We start from the raw sequence: 20,559 nt of genomic DNA on the forward strand, positions 1-20,559 counted from the left end.
AAGATAGCCTCTCCTCTATTCAGAAGATGATAATTGACCTGCTTGATATGGATGAGGACCAGTACTGGGGAAGGGCTTCCAGTGAAATGTAGCGGCAATTAATTCGGAAAAAGTGGGTTTTTAACCTGCGGAAACAAAGGTAATAATATTTTATATTTTATTTTATTTTATATATAATACTAAAAAGTATTTCCATAATAATACCAAAAGGATATAAAGAATGGATGTCAATTCTTATACCGCTATTGATAAAGGGAGAAGCCGCAAGCACAATGAGGATTATCTATTAAAATATGAACCCACAGATAAAAATGTTTTGGAAAATAAAGGCAGCATATATATAGTAGCAGATGGAGTAGGCGGTTTAAATAAAGGTGATGTTGCAAGCAAAAAAGCTGCTAATCTAATAAAAGATTTTTATTATTCTTCTAGTATTAAAAATACTGAAAAAGCATTAATCAATTCAATTAAAAAAGCAAATTCTGAAATTTTTAATTTGTCAAATTCTGATACCAAGATGGGAACTACTGTCGTATGCATGGTTTTAATAAATGGAAAAGCCTATAGTGCCAATGTTGGAGATAGCAGGGCTTATTTATTGAGAGAAAATAAGCTTAAAAAGGTAACAGAAGACCATTCTTTTGTTGGAGAAAGGGTGAGATCTGGGGATCTTACTGAAGAAGAAGCCAGAGTTCATCCAAGAAAAAATATTATACTCCGCTGCCTGGGCACAAATAAGGACGTAGAAGTGGATACCTTTAAAATTGACTTAAAAGAAGGTGATAAATTTCTTTTATGTTCAGATGGACTTTGGGGCGAAATGCCACATAGTAAATTAGAAAAACTTGTGCAGTCTAAAAGTGAGGCTGCTATTGATAAGCTAGTGGAAAGTGCTAACGATGCTGGTGGAAGTGATAATATATCAGTTATATTAGTAGACATAGGAAAAGTCAGTAAAATAAAAAGAAAAAGTAAGCCCAGAGTACTGGCAGCACTAAGTTATTTTTTTATAGGTTTTTCAATTTTACTTCTTGCAGCTATAGGGTTTTTTATCTATAGATTAATAGGCCAATATCCCCCAAAAGCTGTAATGGTTTTATCTGGCCAAGATGAAGTTTTAAATGTTCCTTCGGAGGTTAATTTTGATGGAAGCAGATCTTACGATAATCAGGAAATAGCTTCATATATGTGGATTATCGAAGGCAATATTTTAGAAGGGGAAAAACAAACTTATGAATTTAAGGCACCTAAAAATGCAGCCGTTACTTTAATATGTGAAGATCGACAAGGCAACAAGGGAATAAGCACTAGAGTTTTGGAAATTTTAGACAATGAAGAGCCCAAAGTAAGTTTAGAGCTGGGGAATCCTAGTGATAAAGAATATTACCTTGGGGAAGATGAATTTATAAACTTCAGAATAAACGCTTCAGATAATCATGAAATTAGCAAATATTTATTCTATGAAAATGACACCAAAATAGAATTTAGCGGCAATAGTTATTCTTATAAAATCGAGAACGAAGGAAAGAAAGATTTTTATGTAGAAGCCATTGATAAGTCAGGGAATGTGGGAGAATCTAATATAATAGAATTAGAAATTTTCAAGGATAGTGTAAAACCCAGCATTAGCTGTAATTTCCTGGATAATAGTGAATTATCAATTTCTGAGAACACAAAGTATTTGCCAATTGAAATCCAAGCCAGTGATAGAAACTTAGATAGGATAGAAGTAAGTATAGGTAATTCAACTCCAAGAATTTTACACCAAAAACCGTTTATATACTTTTGGGAAATTAAAAATGGAGGAGATTATAATATAAAAATTGAGGTCTTTGATAGTAGCAATAATAAAAATACAATAACCGGAAATATTAGGATAAAGGTTTTGCCTGAAAATATTGTAGTTTATTCAGATTACTATGAAGGGTCAAGACAAATATTTTTAAAAAACAAAAATGGAGAAATTATCCAAATTACTAGTGATAATAATGATAATATTAATCCAGATTTATCTAATGATGGCAAAAGCATTTGTTACTGTTCTAAATTAGACAATAGGTATGAAGCTTATTTAATAAATATTGATGGATCAGGTAAAAACATGCTTACTAATTTAAGGAGCAGGAACCCCTTAGAAGTATTTTTTGATAATTCCGGTCAAAATATAATAATTGCTGCAAATAATGGAGTGTCAAATAGTTATTATGTTTACAATATTATTAGCCGGGAATTATCTGAGATAAATGAAAATGTTAAATCACTGGATCTATAGTTAGGGAAGCATTGATTGGCCAAATATTTTCAAACTATAAGTTAATTGATGTAATAGGCAAAGGTGACATGTCAACTGTATTTTTAGCAAGGAGTATAAATACTGGAGCATTGTCTGCGCTTAAAGTGTTAAAAAGTGAATATACCCAAGATGAAGAGCATATTAATAGGTTTTTTAAAAAAAAAATAAAAATTACCAGAGAGCTTGAACATGTAAATATTTTAAAATTATTAAATTTTGGAAAAAAGAAAGATTGGTATTATTTAATATATGAACATGTTGCCGGGGTATGCTTAGATGTTTTTATCATAAGGGAAAAAAGTTTATCCATAAAGGAAATAGAAAAAATATTGCTACAAGTCTTAAGAGCATTATCTTATGCCCACCAGAAAGAAATAGTCCACAGGGATATAAAGCCTCAAAATATTTTAATAACTTCTTATGGCTTAGTGAAGATTAATGATTTTGGAATTGCTAAAGCTTTATCCAGTAAAACTGTAACTCAAACTGGTTTGTTCATGGGCTCTCCAGGCTATATATCTCCCGAACAGGCAGAAGGTAAAAAAGTGGACAGAAGGTCAGACTTATATTCTGTAGGTGTGTTGCTATTTGAATTATTATCTGGGAGTCTCCCATTTAAATCAGATAACCCTTATGGTTATTTACATAAGCATATTAATATAGACCCACCGGATATAGAAATAGTGGCCAGAAATATACCGGATCACCTTATATACATTACAAAGAAATGTTTGAAAAAAAAGCGCAGTGAAAGATTTAATTCAGCTGATGAAATTATAAAGGTATTACAAACTAACTCTTTTGCTGTTACCAGTGTTGCCACTGGACCAATAAGTAATGGGACAATTACTTCAAAGGAGGATATGGTACAAACAAATAAAAGTATTAACAGTGCTGGTTCTCCAACTATCGTAAAAGGTCCAGGTATAAAGCAGTCCAATTATGAAACAAGCGCTATTAGTTATACTTATTCTTATTATCAGCCAATAAGGGTTTTTATAGTACTAATGATATTGACTTTTGGTTTGTATCAAGTTATATGGTTTTGCAGGAACTGGTACCAGCTTAATAAACAAAAAAAATTAGGTATTCGTCATTTCTGGCGTACCATAGGATTATTTATCCCAATATTAAATCTAATACTCATTTATGGACAGTTAAGCGATGTTAGTAAATATGCTAGAGATAGCGTGATTAAAAAAATTATTCAGCTGGAGGTATTTTTGCAGCTTGGCTTATTATTTCAATAATTTCATCAGTAACAGCATCAATTGGAATTGGCATATTTTTGTGGTTTTTAAGTTTATGGCCTTTGAGTATAGTCCAGAAAACCCTTAACATATATTGGCAAACAAAGCAACAAGGTCGTAAAAAAAGAAAAAGTTTTAGTCCGGCAGAAATAGTAATATTGGTTTTTCTTCTTGGTTTCTCGAATTGGCAGCTAGCAGCCGTGTGGTGCTAGTAATGGGAGAATAGCAATTGGGTAAAATTGCAGTTTCAATTTTTCTGATCATGGAGTTTAAAGGCAAGTATATAATAACTACGAGAAATATTTGAAGGTGTAATGACTACAATATATTTAGCTTCAAATAAAAATACAGAAAATAAGGAAGCTGTAAAGATATTAAAAGATAGGATAAAGGAAAAAGAAAAAATTCCTTTAAAAATTTAATTGGCAATATGGGATGCCATTGTATTTTAATAAGAAAATATGATTGGGAAAAGAATAAAAAACTTCAAACTTATTAGCATTCTGGGAAAAGGAGGAATGTCTACAGTATATTTGGCAAAAAATATAAAAACAGAAAAGCTAGTAGCTGCAAAAATATTAAGAAGCCAGTTTACTAAAGATAGCGAGCACCTAAAAAGGTTTTTTACCAGGCAGATAAGCCTGACTAATTTAGATCACCCCAATATAGTAAAAATGCTTGATTATGGCAGAGAAGGCAGCATTTATTTCTTAATTTATGAGCTGATACAGGGTGTAAGCTTGGATAAGTATATGCAGAAAAAAAATCTGTCATTAAAGGAGATAGTAAGTATTTCTAAGAAGATACTGTATGGTTTATCTTATGCCCACAGTAAAGGAATAATACATAGAGATATAAAACCACAAAATATACTCATAACGGAGGATGGCACTGTAAAGATAACTGATTTTGGTATAGCTAAAATCCTATCATCCCATACTATAACCCAAACCGGCGCCTTTATAGGCTCTCCGGGCTATGTGTCTCCAGAACAAGCTGAAGGAAAAAATTTGGCTCCCCCTTCAGACATTTATTCTTTTGGGGTAATGCTTTTTGAGATGATAACAGGGAGATTGCCTTTCAGGTCTGACACACCCTGGGGTGTTATAAACCAGCATATTAAAAGCAAGCCTCCTGATATTAAAAAGTTTTCTAAGCAAGTGCCGGGTTATTTGACCGATATAGTAAATAAGTGCTTGGCCAAAAATGCCCAGGATAGGTTTTCATCTGCCCTGGAAGCGATAGAAGCATTTAATGTTAGAAGACAGAATAATATAAGTAAAAAGCCAGCAGATACAATAATAAAAGATGAAAAAAAATTCTTTAGGCAGAAAGGTTTTGAGAAATTTTGGGGATGGAATTCAATCATAATATGCAGTTTAGAAGTTATAGTGGTATTAATTATTTATATAATGGCTATTTTAATACTAAATATTATTAATACGCAATTTTCATTGGACCAAGAATTATTTTCTGATTATTTTCTGAAGTCCTTTTTATTATTATTCTGGTTTGGATTATCTTTAGGATTATATATTTATATATTGGGAATAATAAAATTTTTCCATACAATTAAAAAAATAAAAAATAAATATGAAATTTTAAGTTTTACAAATATTAATTGGCTCACTTCAAAGGTGGCCACCATTTTTATATTAATATTTTTATTTATAAGTGGCAGTGATGCAATATCTTGGAATTTATTTTTATTATTAACATTAATATTGGTAAGTTATTATTTTATCTCTTCTGTTATCTATGGCTTGGGAATAATAAGAGGGAATTTTAAATATAAGAAGGGCCATAATTTAAAAAGCAAACTGGCTTTCTTATATAGCACAATCGGCATTATCTTTATAATTTTCTTAATTATATTTTTTTCTATAAATACTTCTAGCAACCAAATGGTAGAGACATTTGCTTCTGAGAAAGAAACAGAAATAACAGAAGAAATAATTAATGAAAAAATTGGAGAACTTCCAGTTAATTTAAGGGAAAATTTTAGAAATATTGATGATAAAGAATACTTAGCAAAGCTTTTAGAAGACCCAGAGGCTGTAGAATTATGCACTGACTTAGTAGTATGGCAAAAAACAAATTGGATGCAGCAGTTGGTTGAAAGTGGATATACAATAGATGAGTTAAAATACATTATAAAAACAGTAAAGGATTTCAGTGGAGCTGGAGGGAATGATGCTTATAGGGAAGAATACTTAAATTCTTTAATTTCACCCAGATCTGAAACTAACTTGCCAGAATTGGCACTTGAAGAGCAAGCAGAACTTTATAAAAAATTATTTATAATGCAGTTTCCTGCAAAAAATGTACCTGATTTATTTTTGGTCATAAAAGATAGTAAATATTATAATGACTTTAATGTAGGTGATTTAGACAAGCTTATTTTAACTATTAATAAAGACCAGGATATAAGTAGTGAAGGGCCTAATACATCTATTTATTTGTTAGCTTATGAGTACGATTTTGATAGTCTAGATGGTTGGGAATCATTTTATGGAAGTGAAGCAATAGTAGATGGTAAATTATATATGACGGGTGAAGATATTAACGGGGATGGTAATTTTGTAGATGTTATAGATAATATGGAAATAAGTTTAGATTTTAATAACTATAATAGTTATATGTGGAGGATAAAGGCAGGTTTGGCTAGCAATGGTTTAAAGCCAGGCACAAGCTTGAATTTGAGCTTATTTTCAGATCTTTCTACAAATAATTATTGTTCATTAGCTATAAACAATAGTAGTTCTAAAGGTGATAGTAGCATTTCGATTGTTGAGGATGGGGAAACAATATTAAGCAATTTAATTATTAACACTGATTATGCTCCTGAAATAGATAAAATATATGATATTGAAGTAACATATTCTGTATTTACAAATATTTTTAATTTAACAGTAGATGGAATCGTTGTTGGCGGAGGTAAAGCCATTCATAACTGGCCTATTATCCAATCGGGTTGTATGAGAATATTTAATGAAAATAGTGTAATGATTGATTATATATCAATTTACCGGTATGTTTGTTCTAGGTAATTATAGCTAGAATGAATACAGCATTTCTAGCTATAATTTAATAAATGTTCCAAGCCTTATATTAAGGCAAGCAATATTTATCTTTGAAATACTGTCAAATGTTGTAGAGTGATCAAACATAACCCCCTCAATGATAAGATAAATTCCATACCCAACGGGTACTAAAATTGCAGGGGTAAGGGCACATAATAAAGTTCTGGCAAAAAACTGGTGGACGACTTTGCAAGTAAAGTAGGAAAAGGCAAGATTAAATTGCTGATCTTAGACAGGGTATTCCTAGATGGGGAAATGATAGCAACTTTTAAAGGTAGTTACGGAATTGATGTCTTAATTCCCCTAAAGAAAAATATAGCAGCCCACCTTGGTGCCAAAAGGCTCTCCAGGCTTGAGGCTAAAACCTGGAAGAGGGTAGATAAGCGCACCACCTGCTACATGGCTAAAAAGATTACTTCCTATGACGGATGAGATATAATCAAATCTTGTGGATGGAGGTAGAAAAAGAACATACCCTCCTATAAAATATTATCGATGGTTAAAAGATAATAGAAAAGGAGAGTATGTTCTATGAGTAAGTATAGTGGAAAAATCCAATATGTAAAAGATGAGCAGGAATCATCCTGGTCAGTACTGGAACAGATTGCAAGAAAAGGTGCAAAGAAAATGCTGCAGCTAGCATTAGAAAACGAAGTGGAAGAGTACATACAAAAACATTCCAACCTTACTGGTGAAGACGGAAAAAGAGTAGTAGTAAAAAATGGCCATATGCCTCAAAGAGATATCACTACCGGCATGGGTCCCCTAACCATTACCCAGCCCCGGGTAGATGACAGGGGGCTTAAAAAAAGATTTAGCAGCAACATCCTTCCCCGCTACCTCCGTAGGATTCCCAGCGTGGATAACCTGGTTCCTGTGCTCTACCTAAAGGGAATATCTACCAATGACTTTGGCACCGCGCTTGAAAGTATCCTGGGCAAAGGCGTAAGCGGGCTCTCAGCAGCCAATATAGTGAGGCTAAAGAGGATATGGGAAGAAGAGTATGATGACTGGAGAAAAAGGGATCTATCGGATAAAGAGTATGTATACTTTTGGGTAGATGGTATCTATTTTAATGTCCGCCTTGATGATAGCCGATCGGCCATACTTATCATAATGGCAGCAGACCAGCACGGCAATAAAGAACTGGTAGCAGCCCAGGACGGCTACAGGGAGAGTAAAATAGCTTGGACAGAGATTCTGGCTGATCTAAAAAGAAGGGGCCTTAAAATGGGCCCTAAGCTATCCATTGGTGATGGCGGACTTGGCTTTTGGGCAGCCCTTTCTGAAATATATCCACAGAGTAGAAGGCAGCGCTGCTGGGTGCATAAAACTGCCAATATATTAGATAAAATGCCTAAAAGCATACAGTCTAAGGCCAAGGCCATGATTCATGATATGTATATGGCCTCCACCAAGGAGGATGCTCTGGCCGCATATGACCACTTTATATCCTCTTTTTCAGATAAGTACCCCAGGGCGGTAGAATGCCTTGCCAAAGACAAAGAGGATCTGTTTAGCTTCTATGATTTTCCAGCCACCCACTGGATTCATATAAGAACCACCAATCCCATTGAATCTACCTTTTCTACAGTAAGGCTAAGGACCTACAAGACCAAGGGGTGTGGCTCAAGGACTGCAACGCTAACCATGGTCTACAAGCTAGCCCTGGAGGCTTCCAGAACCTGGAAGAGGCTAAAGGGCTATAAGCTTATACTGAAGGTACTGGAGGGTAAGAAATTTGTTGACGGAGAACTAGAAGAGGAGGTAGCTGCATAAGAGGATGCTGGGGGGTATGTTTTACAAATCCACAACATTTGACAGTATCTCATGACGGATGCCGGATACCTTTAAACATAATACTTGTAAAAACTAGGCTAAAAAGGGGTAAAGGTCAGATTATAGTCCCTTGCCATCACCAGAGATTATGCTCACCCCTGGCAGATAGAGGAGCGCTATAAGCAGATAAAGGACTCCTGGCTGGGAAAAAAGTTTAACACTACAAGTTTTGACCTTATAGTTGCCCACATAATATTTTCAGTAATGGTGTATACCTTAATTCAGGCCTATCTTAATGTGGTAAGCTTGCAGTGGTTGGCAAATAGAACCATAAATGTGCCAAAACTGATGAAGCATTGGGAAAGGATTCAGTAATTATTTGCGCTGGTAAATATTATGCAGCCTTTGATCCGGATTAGAGCATGTATTATGTAGCTTTTCTGGAAGGGGAAGCACCGGATAGGTTTAGAAAATAGATTATCCAATTTAGGAAAAACAAATACAAATACAGAAAAAATATTTATACATAAAAGCAAAACAAAATCTAAGTTAATTAAAAGCTTTTCTGGTTAAGCAAGTTTTTTTCTGTGGTTAGGCAAGTTTTTTTCTGTACTTTTATCCATCACATCTCTCCAACCATCTATGTCAATGCCACCAGACTACCTTCATTTACCTTAGGTTCTGGAAGCTTATAGTTTTTTAAGTAATCCATATTTAAATATTTTCTCCCTGATATCCACTCTTCATTCTTTTCAATGCATATGGCTGATATTAGTCTTTTAGCACTTTCCGGGTTGGGAAAGATACGCACCACATTGGTCCTTCTTTTAATTTCAGAATTTAGCCTTTCTATAAGGTTTACTGTCCTTATTCTTCTTCTATGCTCTACTGGAAAATCCATAAAGGTTAGGACGTCCAGTATATCTTGAGTTAACATTTCATCAATTCCAGAGTATTTAGAATACTTTTTAGAAACCTCCTTTGCTAAATTAAGGGCCTGCTTTTTAGAGGAGCAGCTAAATACTGCCTCTAGGTCCTCTGCAAGAAGTTTCCTTTTTACTCTGGGCACAAGATCTACCACGTTTTTAATAAAGTGAAAGGAGCATCTTTGCCAGAATGCACCTAAAAAATGTTTTTTGACTGCCTTTACCAGGCCCCGGTTATCATCTGATATTACTAGCTTTAGCCCGCTTAGGCCTCTAGCCTTTAAGGTCTTAAATATCCTCTCGTAAGACTGGGTAGTTTCTGTATCTATCATCTCTACTGCCAGTATTTCCCTGTAGCCATATTCATCTATGCCTGCAACAATTACTGTTCCTTGAGCCAGTACGCTATCTTCTATCCTGGATTGACCTGAACCCCAAAATTTAGACACATTGGTATCTTAACTTAATAATAGATTTTACAGGAATTTTTAATATCATTCATCAAATTATTCTCAAATTCTTCCGGAGGCATATAACCGATGGAAGAATGCAGCCTCTTTTTGTTATAAACCTCTTCGATAAAGTAGGGAAGCCTGTCTACTACATCTGCATAAGTCTCATAGTCCCACATATAAATCTCCTCCACTTTAAGGCTTCCAAAAAACGACTCTGCAAAGGCATTTTCCACCGGCATGCCTTTTGCCGACATACTGATCCTAAATACCATGACTGTTTAATAGGTTAATGTAATCGGTGCAGCAGTACTGGATGCCCTTATCAGAATGGTGGATTAGGTCAGAGGTATCCCTGCTTATTATTGCCATTCTTAAAGCTTCTATTGTAAGTTCTGCTGCCAGGCTCTTGCCTATGGCATAACCTACCACTTTGCGGCTGAAGGCATCGATAACAGCTGCCAGATACACAAAGCCAACTCTTATACCGATATAGGTAATATCAGCGCACCATACCTGGTTTATTCTCTCTATGACCAGATCCTTTATGAGGTTTGGGTATACCCTTAGGTTATGGCTGCTATTGGTGGTACGGGTAAATTTTTTCCTCTTTTTAACCTGTATACTCATCTCCCTCATAAGTTTTGCAACCTTTTTATGGTTTACTGCTACCCCAGCCCGCCTGAGGGCAGCAGTGACCCTCCTGTAGCCGTAGTAGGGATATTTGTAACATATCTCCCTAATGCGCTTTGCCAGCTCCCTGTCTCGGCCCTCTTTGCCCTTTTTATCCCTGGGCTGGTAGTAGTAGGTTGCTCTTGATATGCCCATCAGTTTTGCCACCTCCCCGGTTGATTTGAATTTGGACCGGACACTTGAGATGAAATCTCTTTTCTCCTGGCTGCAAGATATTCTTTCTCTTTTTTTAAAAGGTAGTTTCCCATGGTGAGCTTTCCTACCATCTGCTCCAGCTTGCAGTTTTTTAACTGAAGTTTTTTTAGCTCTGAGTCGCTTGCCGAAGTCCCGTGGAACTTTCCATCCAGATATTCTCTTTTCCATTTTTTTATAAGGCTAGGGCTTATTTCCTCATCCCTTGCTACCTCCAGGGCGCTTGCTCCCGCAAGCACTCTTTCTACCAGTTCCATTTTCAGTTCTATTGAATATTTTCTTCTCTGTTTCCCCATACCTATTTCCTTTCTCTCTTCCTGCTTCCTATTCTAATGAGTCTTAAGAAAGTGTCCAGTTTATGGGGTTCACTTCAGATTTTATGTAGGTGGTATCTACCAACAGATACGGATAGGCTTTTTCCAGTGGTCTGGCATTCCAGGCTGATATCTTTGCATCTAACTTTGAGGCAAGAGATGATATGGTAGAAGAGCTAAAAGAGGTACCACAGAGTTTTTCAGTTACATCTGCTACCTTCCTGGTAGATATTCCTTTTACATACATCTCCATTAGTGTTAGTACCAGTACTTTTTCAGATCTCTGGTAACGGGCAAATAGATCGGTAGAAAAATTTCCGTCTTTGTCTTGAGGGACCAACAGATTTAGAGTGCCAACTCTGGTTTTTAGCATCCTGGGCTTGTAACCATTTCTATGGCATTGCCGGATGTCGGTCCTTTCATATTTTTTAGCGCCTAGGTGGTCTTCCATCTCTTCTTCCAGTAGGTTTTGGCAAAAACCTTGAATAATATTTTTTAAAAAATCCTTTTCATCTACCAGTGCATCTTGAAACTTTTTCTCTTTAGCATTATTCTTGAAATTGCCCATCACTTCTCCTTTTTATTTGTTAGTTAATAGTTAGCAAAATATTTTGGAGAGTGGTGGACATTATGTCAAAGACCGATTATCAAATTACAGAAAAAATTATACGTAATCGCTTTTCTTATTTATTTAGCCAAAATTGTGGTCTCTATGCTTACTTTCCTTATTGTATCTGCTTTCCAGTAATATTTCCCCGATCTTATGGAGGTTGAAATAATTCCTACTTATTGCTGAGGATTCTGATAATTGCTGCTCCGATTTTAAAATCATCTATCCAAATTCTCGAATTATCGGGTTATTATGTCTGAATCACAGATAGGATTTAGTGGATATTTGACAAATCTGAATAAAAAGATTATATTTCTTTCACAAACGCCATTAAGTTTTTATGAAACTTAGTGGCGTTTAATGTTTAAAAAAATATATTAATGGGGGACATATGCCCCCCATTAGTCAGTTTATGAATTTAGAACTTCTTCTGCTTCCTGCCGGTCTGCATCCATGACATAAGGTATTTTGGAAATCTCTGTCGCTTCCCTGGTCAGGGATACTATATCTTTTCGGTCCAGAAGGCTCAAATTAAACTTTCTGGCACCGCACATCAGTTGTTTTAGACCCTGTTCCAGTCTCTTAAAATAGGAGTACAGGCCTATAGCTGAGCCGGGCAGGGAATCAGCTCGGGTACCGAATTCTTTTTGCAGATCGGTTACTTCTACAAATATTGATTCCATATCTGAACCATATTTCTTTATGGATTTCGGTATCTGTTCCCCTTTTATTTTATCTTCCAGGGTTTTGCCCACCATGGAAGCAGTAATGGGTGAACGGGCCATGCCTACCAGTTTAAAGAAGGGTGAACCCAAAGCCAGTCCCTTAAATATCTGGTCTTCTAAAGTCAATCCTCCGGCAATGGCCATATCTGGAACGTATTGACCTTTTTGCTGCAGGATTTTGGCATAGTCATAGGCTAGGCATTGCAGGTAAACGGTGGGGATTCCCCATTCGTTCATCATTCTCCAGGGGCTCATGCCGGTACCTCCGCCGGCGCCGTCTATGGTTAACAGGTCGATACCTGCTTCTGAGGAAAATTTAATAGCCCTGGCCAGGTCCAGGGGACGGTAAGCACCGGTTTTGAGGAATACATGTTTTGCTCCTGCTTTTTTCAGGCGTTCAACAGTTTCCATAAATTCTTCCCGGTCTACCATGCCGATCCGGGAATGTCTCTCAAATTCCCTGAAATCTCCATGCTTGAAGGCTTTTTGCACCATTGAATCCAGAGGGTCGGGAAGCACTATATAGCCTCTCTTTTTTATCTCTATGGCCCGGTCCAGGTTATCTATTTTGATCTCTCCTCCTATATCCTTGGCTCCCTGGCCCCATTTAAGTTCTACAATTTCTACTCCCAGCTCCTGTATGGCATATTCCAGTACTTTGAACCGGGAATCCTCTACATTGGTCTGGACTACAATTCCTCCGAAACCATCCTGCTGCCAGTCCTGGTAAAGCTTAACCCTTTTCTTAAGTTCCGGTGAATTGATAACCTGTCCCCGGGAGTCAAATTCCGAATCAGGATCTATACCGCATACATTTTCTCCAATGGTCAGTATCACTCCGCTAATGGCAGAACCGATAGCCAGGCCTTCCCAGTTTTTTCTGGCGATATCGGTGGAGCCCAGCCCGGGTATGATAAAGGGCAGCTTTAATTTCAAATCTTTGTTTTTGCCAATGGCGGCGCTTACATCCACATTGGTAAAGATAGCCTTGTCGCTATCGGCTTCAATACCCTGTGCACCGAAGGCCGTTCCCATAATATTGAAGTGTGAATAGTCGATGGGATAGTCCTTCTGTGAAGCTGCAGTGATATCTCCAAAAGGCTGGGGATATATGGTCTCAGCCGCCCGGTAGGCAGATTTTCCTATTTCACACAGGCCCAGACAGCCCTCTATACAGGTTGAGCACATTCCGCTGAACGGACTGGTGTTTTCCTTGTACAGGTTCTTGGTCAGGGTAGCTGACGATGCATTGATCTTTGAATAAGTCATAGCATATCTCCTCTGTAGTTAGTTGATAGTTAAAAAATGGGTGTCATTACCCTTTTGCTAGGCTGCTGCGCCTAAGAGACATGCTTCATTGCTTTAAAATTGAGGCTTCTTTGCCCGGATATGCCAATTTTACATATCCTTGAATGTAAATGTATAATATAAAGGGTTTTTGGAAAAGTCAAATTTATTTAAGGATCATATTTGGAAGATAAAAAGCTGCTGCTCATAGATGGAAACAATATAGCTTACCGGGCATTTTATGCTCTCCCCGATACTATAGCTACCAGTGCGGGCACCCTCACTAATGCGGTTCTGGGTTTTACCAGTATGCTGTTTAAGCTTATTGAAGATTACCGGCCGGAAAGTATTATTTCCACCTTTGATACCAGGGGCCCTACGTTCAGGCATGATGCTTATGATCAATACAAGATAAACCGCAAGAAGATGCCCCAGGGCTTAAATGACCAGTTCCCCCTCATAAAGGAGGTGCTGGATTGCCTGAATATCCCTTCGCTGGAAATGGAAGGCTTTGAAGCCGATGACCTTATTGCTACCATTGCCAGGAAGGCTGGCGGACAGTACAGTCAGATACTTATTGCCAGCGGGGATAAGGATATTCTGCAGCTGGTATCTGAAAAAATCCGGGTTATAGTCAATAAAAAGGGAATAACTGACACCCTGGTTTATGATGCTGAAAAAGTGGAGGAAAAGTATGGGGTAGGGCCGGAAAGAATAAAGGATCTGCTGGCTCTGATGGGAGACAGCTCGGATAATATTCCGGGAGTGGCGGGAATAGGGCCCAAAACTGCCAGGAAGTTGTTAAAACAGTTTTCCGGGATAGGAGATATTTTTCAGAATATAGATAAGGTAAAAAACAAAAGGCTTAAATCAATTTTAACTGAAAATCAGGAGATAGCCGAAAAAAGCCTGGAGCTGACCCGGTTAAGAATAATTGACCAGCTGGATATCCGTAATTATTTACACCGGTCCTTTTCTGATATAGATATGGCCAAGGTGGAGCGGCTGTTTAACAGCCTGGAATTTAGAAACCTTTTAAAGAAGCTGGATAGTCTGAACCTTGACGGAAAGGTCAGGACGGAGGCCTCTGATATTAAACTGGATCAGAAAAAGAAGGTAGCTGTGAGCTCCGGCCAGCATCTGGAGCAGCTGGGTTTAGAGATAGGGGACAAACTGTATATGCTGGGAGTGGAGGCGGAAGCACCTGTTCTGCTGCTTTACGGGGGCACCGACAAGGTTTACCTGCTGGAGGGTAGATACCTGGCCAACAAGGGGGTAAGGGATAGCCTGTCTGCTCTTATGAACTCGGGCATTGGCATATGTGGTTTTGATTTTAAGGTAATTTTTAAGATTTTTATGGAGGAAGGTTTTTCTTTTTCCGGTAAGGTAATTGACCTGAAAATCCTGTACCTGCTGTTAAATCAGCACCTGCCCGATGTCAGCCTGGAACAGCTGATATCCAACCTCTGCGGGCTGGATTTAAAACAGGGACCGGCCCGGGGCCAGATGCAGTTAGAATTAGGTTCAGACCAGGATGAAGTCCTGGAATCGGGAGTGGTCAGCATAGGGCTTTTAAGCCGGATGGAAGACCAGATAAGGGAACAGATAGACCGGGAAGGCCTGGATAAGGTGTACCGGGATATAGAGGAACCGCTGATAATGGTTCTGGCGGATATGGAGTTTAAGGGGGTACATGTAGACAAGAGATACCTGAATGAGCTTATAGTAGAGTATGGGAAGAATATAGCAGAACTGGAACAGGAAATATTTGACCTGTGCGGGGAAAAGTTCAATATCAATTCCACCCAGCAGCTGGCCTCCATACTTTATGACAAGCTTAACCTTCCTGCTACCAAAAAGACCAAGACCGGCTATTCCACCGACGCTTCTGCTCTCTATGCCATATATGACCAGTCCCCGGTTATTGCCAGGATCCTGGATTACCGGGAACAGACCAAGCTTAAGAACACCTATATAGATGTTCTGCCCCGGCTTATAGATCCTGAAGATGGAAGGATTCATGCAACTTATAACCAGATGGGCACCACCACCGGCCGCATCAGCTCCAATGACCCCAATCTGCAGAACATACCCATCCGCACCTCTCTGGGCAGGCAGATCAGGAAGGCTTTTGTGCCGGGAATCGGATATGACCTTATACTGGCTGCTGATTATTCCCAGATAGAACTGAGGATACTGGCCCATCTTGCCGAGGACAGCAGCTTGATTGAGGCCTTTAACCAGGGACAGGACATACATTCCAGGACCGCATCGGAGATTTTTGGCGTAGATTACCATCAGGTAGACGATTCCATGCGCAGGAAGGCCAAAGCCATCAACTTTGGCATAATTTATGGCATGACCAAGTACGGGCTTATGAGCAGGTTGAAAATTACCGAGCAGGAAGCAGAGGATTATATAAACACTTATTTTGCCAGGTATCCCAGGGTAAAGGAATATCTGGATCAGTTGATAAAGACCGCTTACAGCTGTGGTTATGCTACCACTATTTTTGGCAGAAAAAGGAAGATCGTGGAATTGGGCAGCAGCAATGGGCGGCTGAGGAGCGTAGGGGAGCGGCTGGCTGTAAATACCCCCATACAGGGTAGTGCAGCCGATATCATGAAGCTGGCCACGGTTAATGTTTACCGCAATACCTGCCAGCAAAATTTAGACTGCAATATAATACTGAATGTACATGATGAACTGGTCCTGGAGCTTAAGAAGGAGGATGCTTTTGAGGTTGAAAAGCTGGTAAAAGAATCCATGGAAGGATGTGTCAGCCTGAAGGTAAAACTCAAAGTGGACATAAAGACGGGGCCTAATTGGTATATTTAATAAAAATATTTTATAATAAATAATTCAAAATATTGATAATTTTTATTTTGCGTGATATTCTTTTTGGACTATTAAAAAGAGAGGGTGATTTATTAAAATATGTTTAAGGATAATTTAGAAGGAAACATTACTGAAGATAATTGTATGGTGGAGGATGAGAACGGTAATCTGGTTCCGAACTACGACTTAACCATTATAGATTTCAATGAAGGAGATATTCTCAAGGGGAGGGTAGTGAAGATAGACAAGGACGAGGTGCTGATCGATATCGGCTACAAGTCTGAAGGAGTGATACCGTTATCTGAATTATCCATTAGGAATAATGCTAAACCCGAAGAAATAGTCAGTGTTGAGGATATAGTGGAAATACTGGTGTTGCAGAAAGAAGATCAGGACGGAAGGCTGTTGCTTTCCAAGAAGAGAGCAGAGGTAGAAAAGAATTTTGACCGGGTAGAAGAATTATACAGAAGCGGAGGCACCATAGAGGGTGAAGTGATAGAATGCGTTAAGGGAGGCCTTATACTGGATATAGGTTTGAGGGGTTTTCTACCGGCATCACTTATAGATGTAAGAAAAACCAAGGAGCTGGACTCATATATTGGTGAAAAATGTAAATGTAAAATAATTGAAGTTGACCGTAACCGTAATAATGTGGTGCTGTCCAGAAAAGCTATTATCGAAGATGAAAGAAGAGAACAGAGAAAAGAAGTTCTGGAAAACATAGAGGTGGGACAGATCAGGAAAGGCGTGATAACCAGCATCGCGGAATTTGGCGCTTTTGTAGATGTTGATGGTGTGGACGGTCTTATACATATTTCAGAGCTTTCATGGAATCATGTAAAGCATCCTTCCGAAGTGGTGGAAGTTAATGATGAAGTGGATGTGGAAATACTGGATGTCGATTATGAAAAACAAAGGCTTTCTTTAGGTCTCAAACAAACCCAGAAGGATCCCTGGATGGAAAAAATCAAGCAGTTTTCCAATGGGGATATCGTAAAGGGCAAGGTAACCAGGATTGTAAAATTCGGGTTATTTGTACAGATAGAAGATGGAATGGAAGGCCTGGTTCATATATCGGAACTGAGCAGTGAACCCATAAAGAGACCCAGTGACGTGGCCAAGATTGGGGATGAGCTTATGGTCAGGATTATAGATATAGACTTCGATAAGAGAAGGATGGCTTTTAGTGTTAAGCAGGTAGAAGAGCCCCAGCAGAATAAGCAGGAGCAGGAAGAGCAGCCGGCAGAAGAGAAGGAAGAAGCCAAAGAAACTGATGAAGATTCTTCCAAGGAAAAACAGGAAACCATACAGAAACTGCTCAAAGAAATGAAAGATGAAGCTAACCTGGATAACTGACCGGCTTAATCCATAGACGCAGCAAATAAATAATCTCTGTTTTAATTCAGGCAGAATACAAGGCTGCCTGAATACCTCGTTAATTGATTTTTATCTTTTATGATATATCATTGAACTATTGTGGTAATTAATAGGGAGGATGTAATTTTTATAATAGGAATAGCAGGTAAAATAGGATCGGGCAAAACTACGGTGGCCCGGATACTGGGCCAGCAGCTGGAAAACAGCCTGTTAATAGATGTGGACAGCCTGGCCAAACAACTGTATGAAAACTATCCTGATCTGTTAAAAGATATAAGGATGGAATTTGGGGATCAGGTTTTTAGCCAGGACCGGCTGGATTACGGTCAGCTGGCTAAAAAGGTATTTACTGATCAATCCCAGCTTACCCGGCTAAACCGTATTATGTTTCCCCTTATCCGGAGTGAAATTAAAGAACAGATTCAGTCCAACCAGCATAAGGACTATATTATAATAGATGCAGCAGTGCTGTTTAATTGCAAGCTTAATATTCTATGTGACCACATAACCTGGGTTAAAGCTCCTCCCCGATTAAGAAAGAAGTATCTTGTATCCAAGGGCATTTCTGAAGCGGAAGCTGAGATGAAGATAAAAGGCCAAAAGATAAGGATAGACAAGAGTCTGGTGGACCGGATTATAGATAATCACCGTTCGGAGAAAAGACTGGCAGCTGAAGCAGAAGACCTGGCCCGGGATATTGTTTTCAGGAGTTCTGTAAAAAATGGCAAACAGGTTTGAGATTGTATCCAATTACCGGCCTCAGGGTGATCAGGGCAGCGCAATTGCCCAGCTTGCCGCAGGCCTGCAGCAGAAACAGAAGTTTTTAACTCTGCTGGGAGTTACTGGTTCCGGTAAGACCTATACGGTAGCCAATGTTATCAGGGACATACAGCTGCCCACCCTGGTGATTGCGCCCAATAAAACCCTGGCCGCCCAGCTGACCAATGAATTCAGGGAATTCTTTCCCCATAATGCTGTGGAGTATTTTGTGTCCTACTATGACTATTACCAGCCGGAAGCCTATATTCCCAGCAAGGATATGTATATTGAAAAGGATACCTCCATAAATGAAGAAATTGAAAAGCTGAGGCTTTCTGCTACCAATTCCCTTTATACCAGAAAAGATGTGATTGTGGTGGCCAGCGTGTCCTGTATATACGGCCTGGGCTCGCCCTCAGAATATGGAAAGCAGAGGATAATACTTGAGGCGGACCAGGAGTATCCCCGGGATGAGCTTATCCGGAGGCTGGTAAATATAAGGTATGAGAGAAATGACTATGACTTTACCAATGGCAAATTCAGGATAAAGGGCGATACCGCTGAGATTTTTCCCGCCTATCAGGATAAAGCTATAAGGGTGCAGTATTTTGGTGATGATATTGAAAGGATAGTGGAATTTAATCCGGTTTCCGGAGAGGTTTACAGTGACCGGGATACGGTAGTAATATCGCCGGCCACCCACTTTTTAACCACCATGGAGTGGGTGGACAGGGCGCTGGAGACCATTGAGGAAGAACTTCAGGAAAGGCTTAAATGGTTTAAGGACCAGGGCAAACTGCTGGAAGCCCAGAGGCTGGAGTCTCGTACCAGGTATGATATGGAGATGATAGCCGAACTTGGTTTTTGCAGCGGTATTGAAAACTATTCCCGCCATATACTGGGCAAGAAGCCGGGAGAGACCCCCAATACCCTGATTGATTTTTTCCCTGAAAAATTTTTAATGGTTATTGATGAATCCCATATAACCGTACCCCAGATCAGGGGAATGTATGCAGGGGACCGTTCCCGCAAGCAGGTTCTGGTGGAATATGGTTTCAGGCTGCCTTCAGCCCTGGATAACCGTCCTCTAAGGTTTGAAGAGTTCGAACAAAAGATAAACCAGGTAATTTTTACTTCTGCTACTCCTGGCCCTTATGAACAGAAGGTAAGCAAACAGGTAGTGGAGCAGATTATCAGGCCTACCGGTCTGGTGGATCCGGAGATAGTCATAAAGCCTACCCGGGGGCAGATTGATGACCTTATATCGGAGATTAAAGAGAGGATAAAAAAGAATGAAAGGGTGCTGGTTACTACCCTTACCAAGAGGATGGCCGAGGATCTGGCTGATTACCTGGCCAGCCAGGATATAAAGGTAAGGTATCTACATTCCACTATTGATACCATTGAGAGGATAGAGATACTGAGGGGTTTAAGGAGCAGGGAGTTTGATGTGCTGGTAGGGATAAATTTGCTGAGGGAAGGGCTGGATTTACCGGAGGTTTCGCTGGTGGCTATCCTGGATGCAGACAAGGAAGGGTTTCTACGCTCAGAGATATCCCTGATACAGACTATTGGCAGGGCGGCCAGGAATGTAAACGGCAAAGTCATAATGTATGCGGATAAGTTTACCACTGCTTTGAGGAATGCGGTGGGGGAAACTGAAAGAAGAAGAAATATACAGATTGAGTATAATGAGAAACATGGTATCATACCTACCACCATAAGTAAGAATATAACTGATATACTGTATGCTGCCGGCATAAAGTCCAAGGGTAAAAAGGATGAATTCAAGGTGTCCCAGAAGAAGGCAAGCTACAGTGAAACCAGGCTTATGTCCATGGATCCGGAACAGATTGCCCATATACTGGGAGGGCTGGAGCAGGAAATGCATATTGCGGCCAGGGACAGGGAGTTTGAAAAGGCAGCGGTTATAAGGGACCAGATAAAAAGAATAAAGAAAATTACCAATATTGAGGTTTAG

15 protein-coding genes are annotated in these 20,559 nt (G+C 39.0%); 9 read left to right on the top strand and 6 right to left on the bottom strand.

All coding sequences use genetic code 11. From position 1 onward, the window contains the following. Positions 1–220: 220 nt before the first annotated feature. The 5 genes from K9H14_06890 to K9H14_06910 all read left to right on the top strand — a co-directional run bounded on the left by K9H14_06890 (position 221) and on the right by K9H14_06910 (position 8,405). Positions 221–2,272 carry a Stp1/IreP family PP2C-type Ser/Thr phosphatase gene (locus tag K9H14_06890; protein ID MCG9479922.1) on the top strand — a complete coding sequence of 684 codons (2,052 nt, stop codon included), beginning with the start codon at positions 221–223 and terminating at the stop codon, positions 2,270–2,272. Between the two features lie 11 nt (positions 2,273–2,283). After that, positions 2,284–3,543, top strand: coding sequence for a serine/threonine protein kinase (locus K9H14_06895; protein ID MCG9479923.1), 1,260 nt, complete (start codon positions 2,284–2,286; stop codon positions 3,541–3,543). Between the two features lie 461 nt (positions 3,544–4,004). Further along, positions 4,005–6,593, top strand: a complete 2,589-nt coding sequence (locus K9H14_06900; GenBank protein ID MCG9479924.1) for a serine/threonine protein kinase — start codon at positions 4,005–4,007, stop codon at positions 6,591–6,593. 210 nt (positions 6,594–6,803) lie between these two features. Beyond that, positions 6,804–7,058, top strand: coding sequence for a hypothetical protein (locus K9H14_06905; protein MCG9479925.1), 255 nt, complete (start codon positions 6,804–6,806; stop codon positions 7,056–7,058). 99 nt (positions 7,059–7,157) lie between these two features. Further along, a complete protein-coding gene (locus K9H14_06910) occupies positions 7,158–8,405 on the top strand; it encodes an IS256 family transposase (GenBank protein MCG9479926.1) in 1,248 nt (415 codons plus the stop codon). 640 nt (positions 8,406–9,045) lie between these two features. Here the strand turns inward: K9H14_06910 and K9H14_06915 are convergent. The 6 genes from K9H14_06915 to K9H14_06940 all read right to left on the bottom strand — a co-directional run bounded on the left by K9H14_06915 (position 9,046) and on the right by K9H14_06940 (position 13,586). After that, positions 9,046–9,780, bottom strand: coding sequence for a transposase (locus K9H14_06915; protein ID MCG9479927.1), 735 nt, complete (start codon positions 9,778–9,780; stop codon positions 9,046–9,048). A gap of 14 nt (positions 9,781–9,794) precedes the next feature. After that, positions 9,795–10,040, bottom strand: a complete 246-nt coding sequence (locus K9H14_06920; GenBank protein MCG9479928.1) for an integrase core domain-containing protein — start codon at positions 10,038–10,040, stop codon at positions 9,795–9,797. A 7-nt stretch (positions 10,041–10,047) separates the two neighbouring features. Further along, complete coding sequence (locus K9H14_06925) at positions 10,048–10,611, bottom strand: IS3 family transposase (protein ID MCG9479929.1); 564 nt, start codon at positions 10,609–10,611, stop codon at positions 10,048–10,050. After that, complete coding sequence (locus K9H14_06930) at positions 10,611–10,964, bottom strand: transposase (protein MCG9479930.1); 354 nt, start codon at positions 10,962–10,964, stop codon at positions 10,611–10,613. The genes K9H14_06925 and K9H14_06930 overlap by 1 nt, the downstream gene beginning before the upstream one ends. Positions 10,965–11,007: 43 nt before the next feature. Further along, entirely contained in the window at positions 11,008–11,553 is a 546-nt protein-coding gene (locus K9H14_06935; GenBank protein ID MCG9479931.1) for a transposase, read from the bottom strand. Between the two features lie 449 nt (positions 11,554–12,002). Continuing rightward, the gene (locus K9H14_06940) at positions 12,003–13,586 is read right to left on the bottom strand and encodes an FMN-binding glutamate synthase family protein (GenBank protein MCG9479932.1); all 1,584 of its coding nucleotides are present in this window, start codon (positions 13,584–13,586) and stop codon (positions 12,003–12,005) included. Positions 13,587–13,787: 201 nt separating this feature from the next. On the opposite strand from K9H14_06940, the gene polA reads away from it, so the two are divergent. The 4 genes from polA to uvrB all read left to right on the top strand — a co-directional run bounded on the left by polA (position 13,788) and on the right by uvrB (position 20,559). After that, positions 13,788–16,442 carry a DNA polymerase I gene (polA, locus tag K9H14_06945; GenBank protein MCG9479933.1) on the top strand — a complete coding sequence of 885 codons (2,655 nt, stop codon included), beginning with the start codon at positions 13,788–13,790 and terminating at the stop codon, positions 16,440–16,442. Positions 16,443–16,541: 99 nt separating this feature from the next. Then, complete coding sequence (gene rpsA, locus K9H14_06950; protein MCG9479934.1) at positions 16,542–17,798, top strand: 30S ribosomal protein S1; 1,257 nt, start codon at positions 16,542–16,544, stop codon at positions 17,796–17,798. 120 nt (positions 17,799–17,918) lie between these two features. Then, on the top strand, positions 17,919–18,557 hold the full coding sequence (gene coaE, locus K9H14_06955) for a dephospho-CoA kinase (protein ID MCG9479935.1): 639 nt from the start codon (positions 17,919–17,921) through the stop codon (positions 18,555–18,557). Next, positions 18,541–20,559 carry an excinuclease ABC subunit UvrB gene (gene uvrB, locus K9H14_06960; protein MCG9479936.1) on the top strand — a complete coding sequence of 673 codons (2,019 nt, stop codon included), beginning with the start codon at positions 18,541–18,543 and terminating at the stop codon, positions 20,557–20,559. Before coaE ends, uvrB begins: the two co-directional genes overlap by 17 nt.

The sequence above is a fragment of the Actinomycetes bacterium genome (assembly GCA_022396035.1).
Lineage (GTDB): Bacteria > Actinomycetota > Humimicrobiia > Humimicrobiales > Humimicrobiaceae > Halolacustris.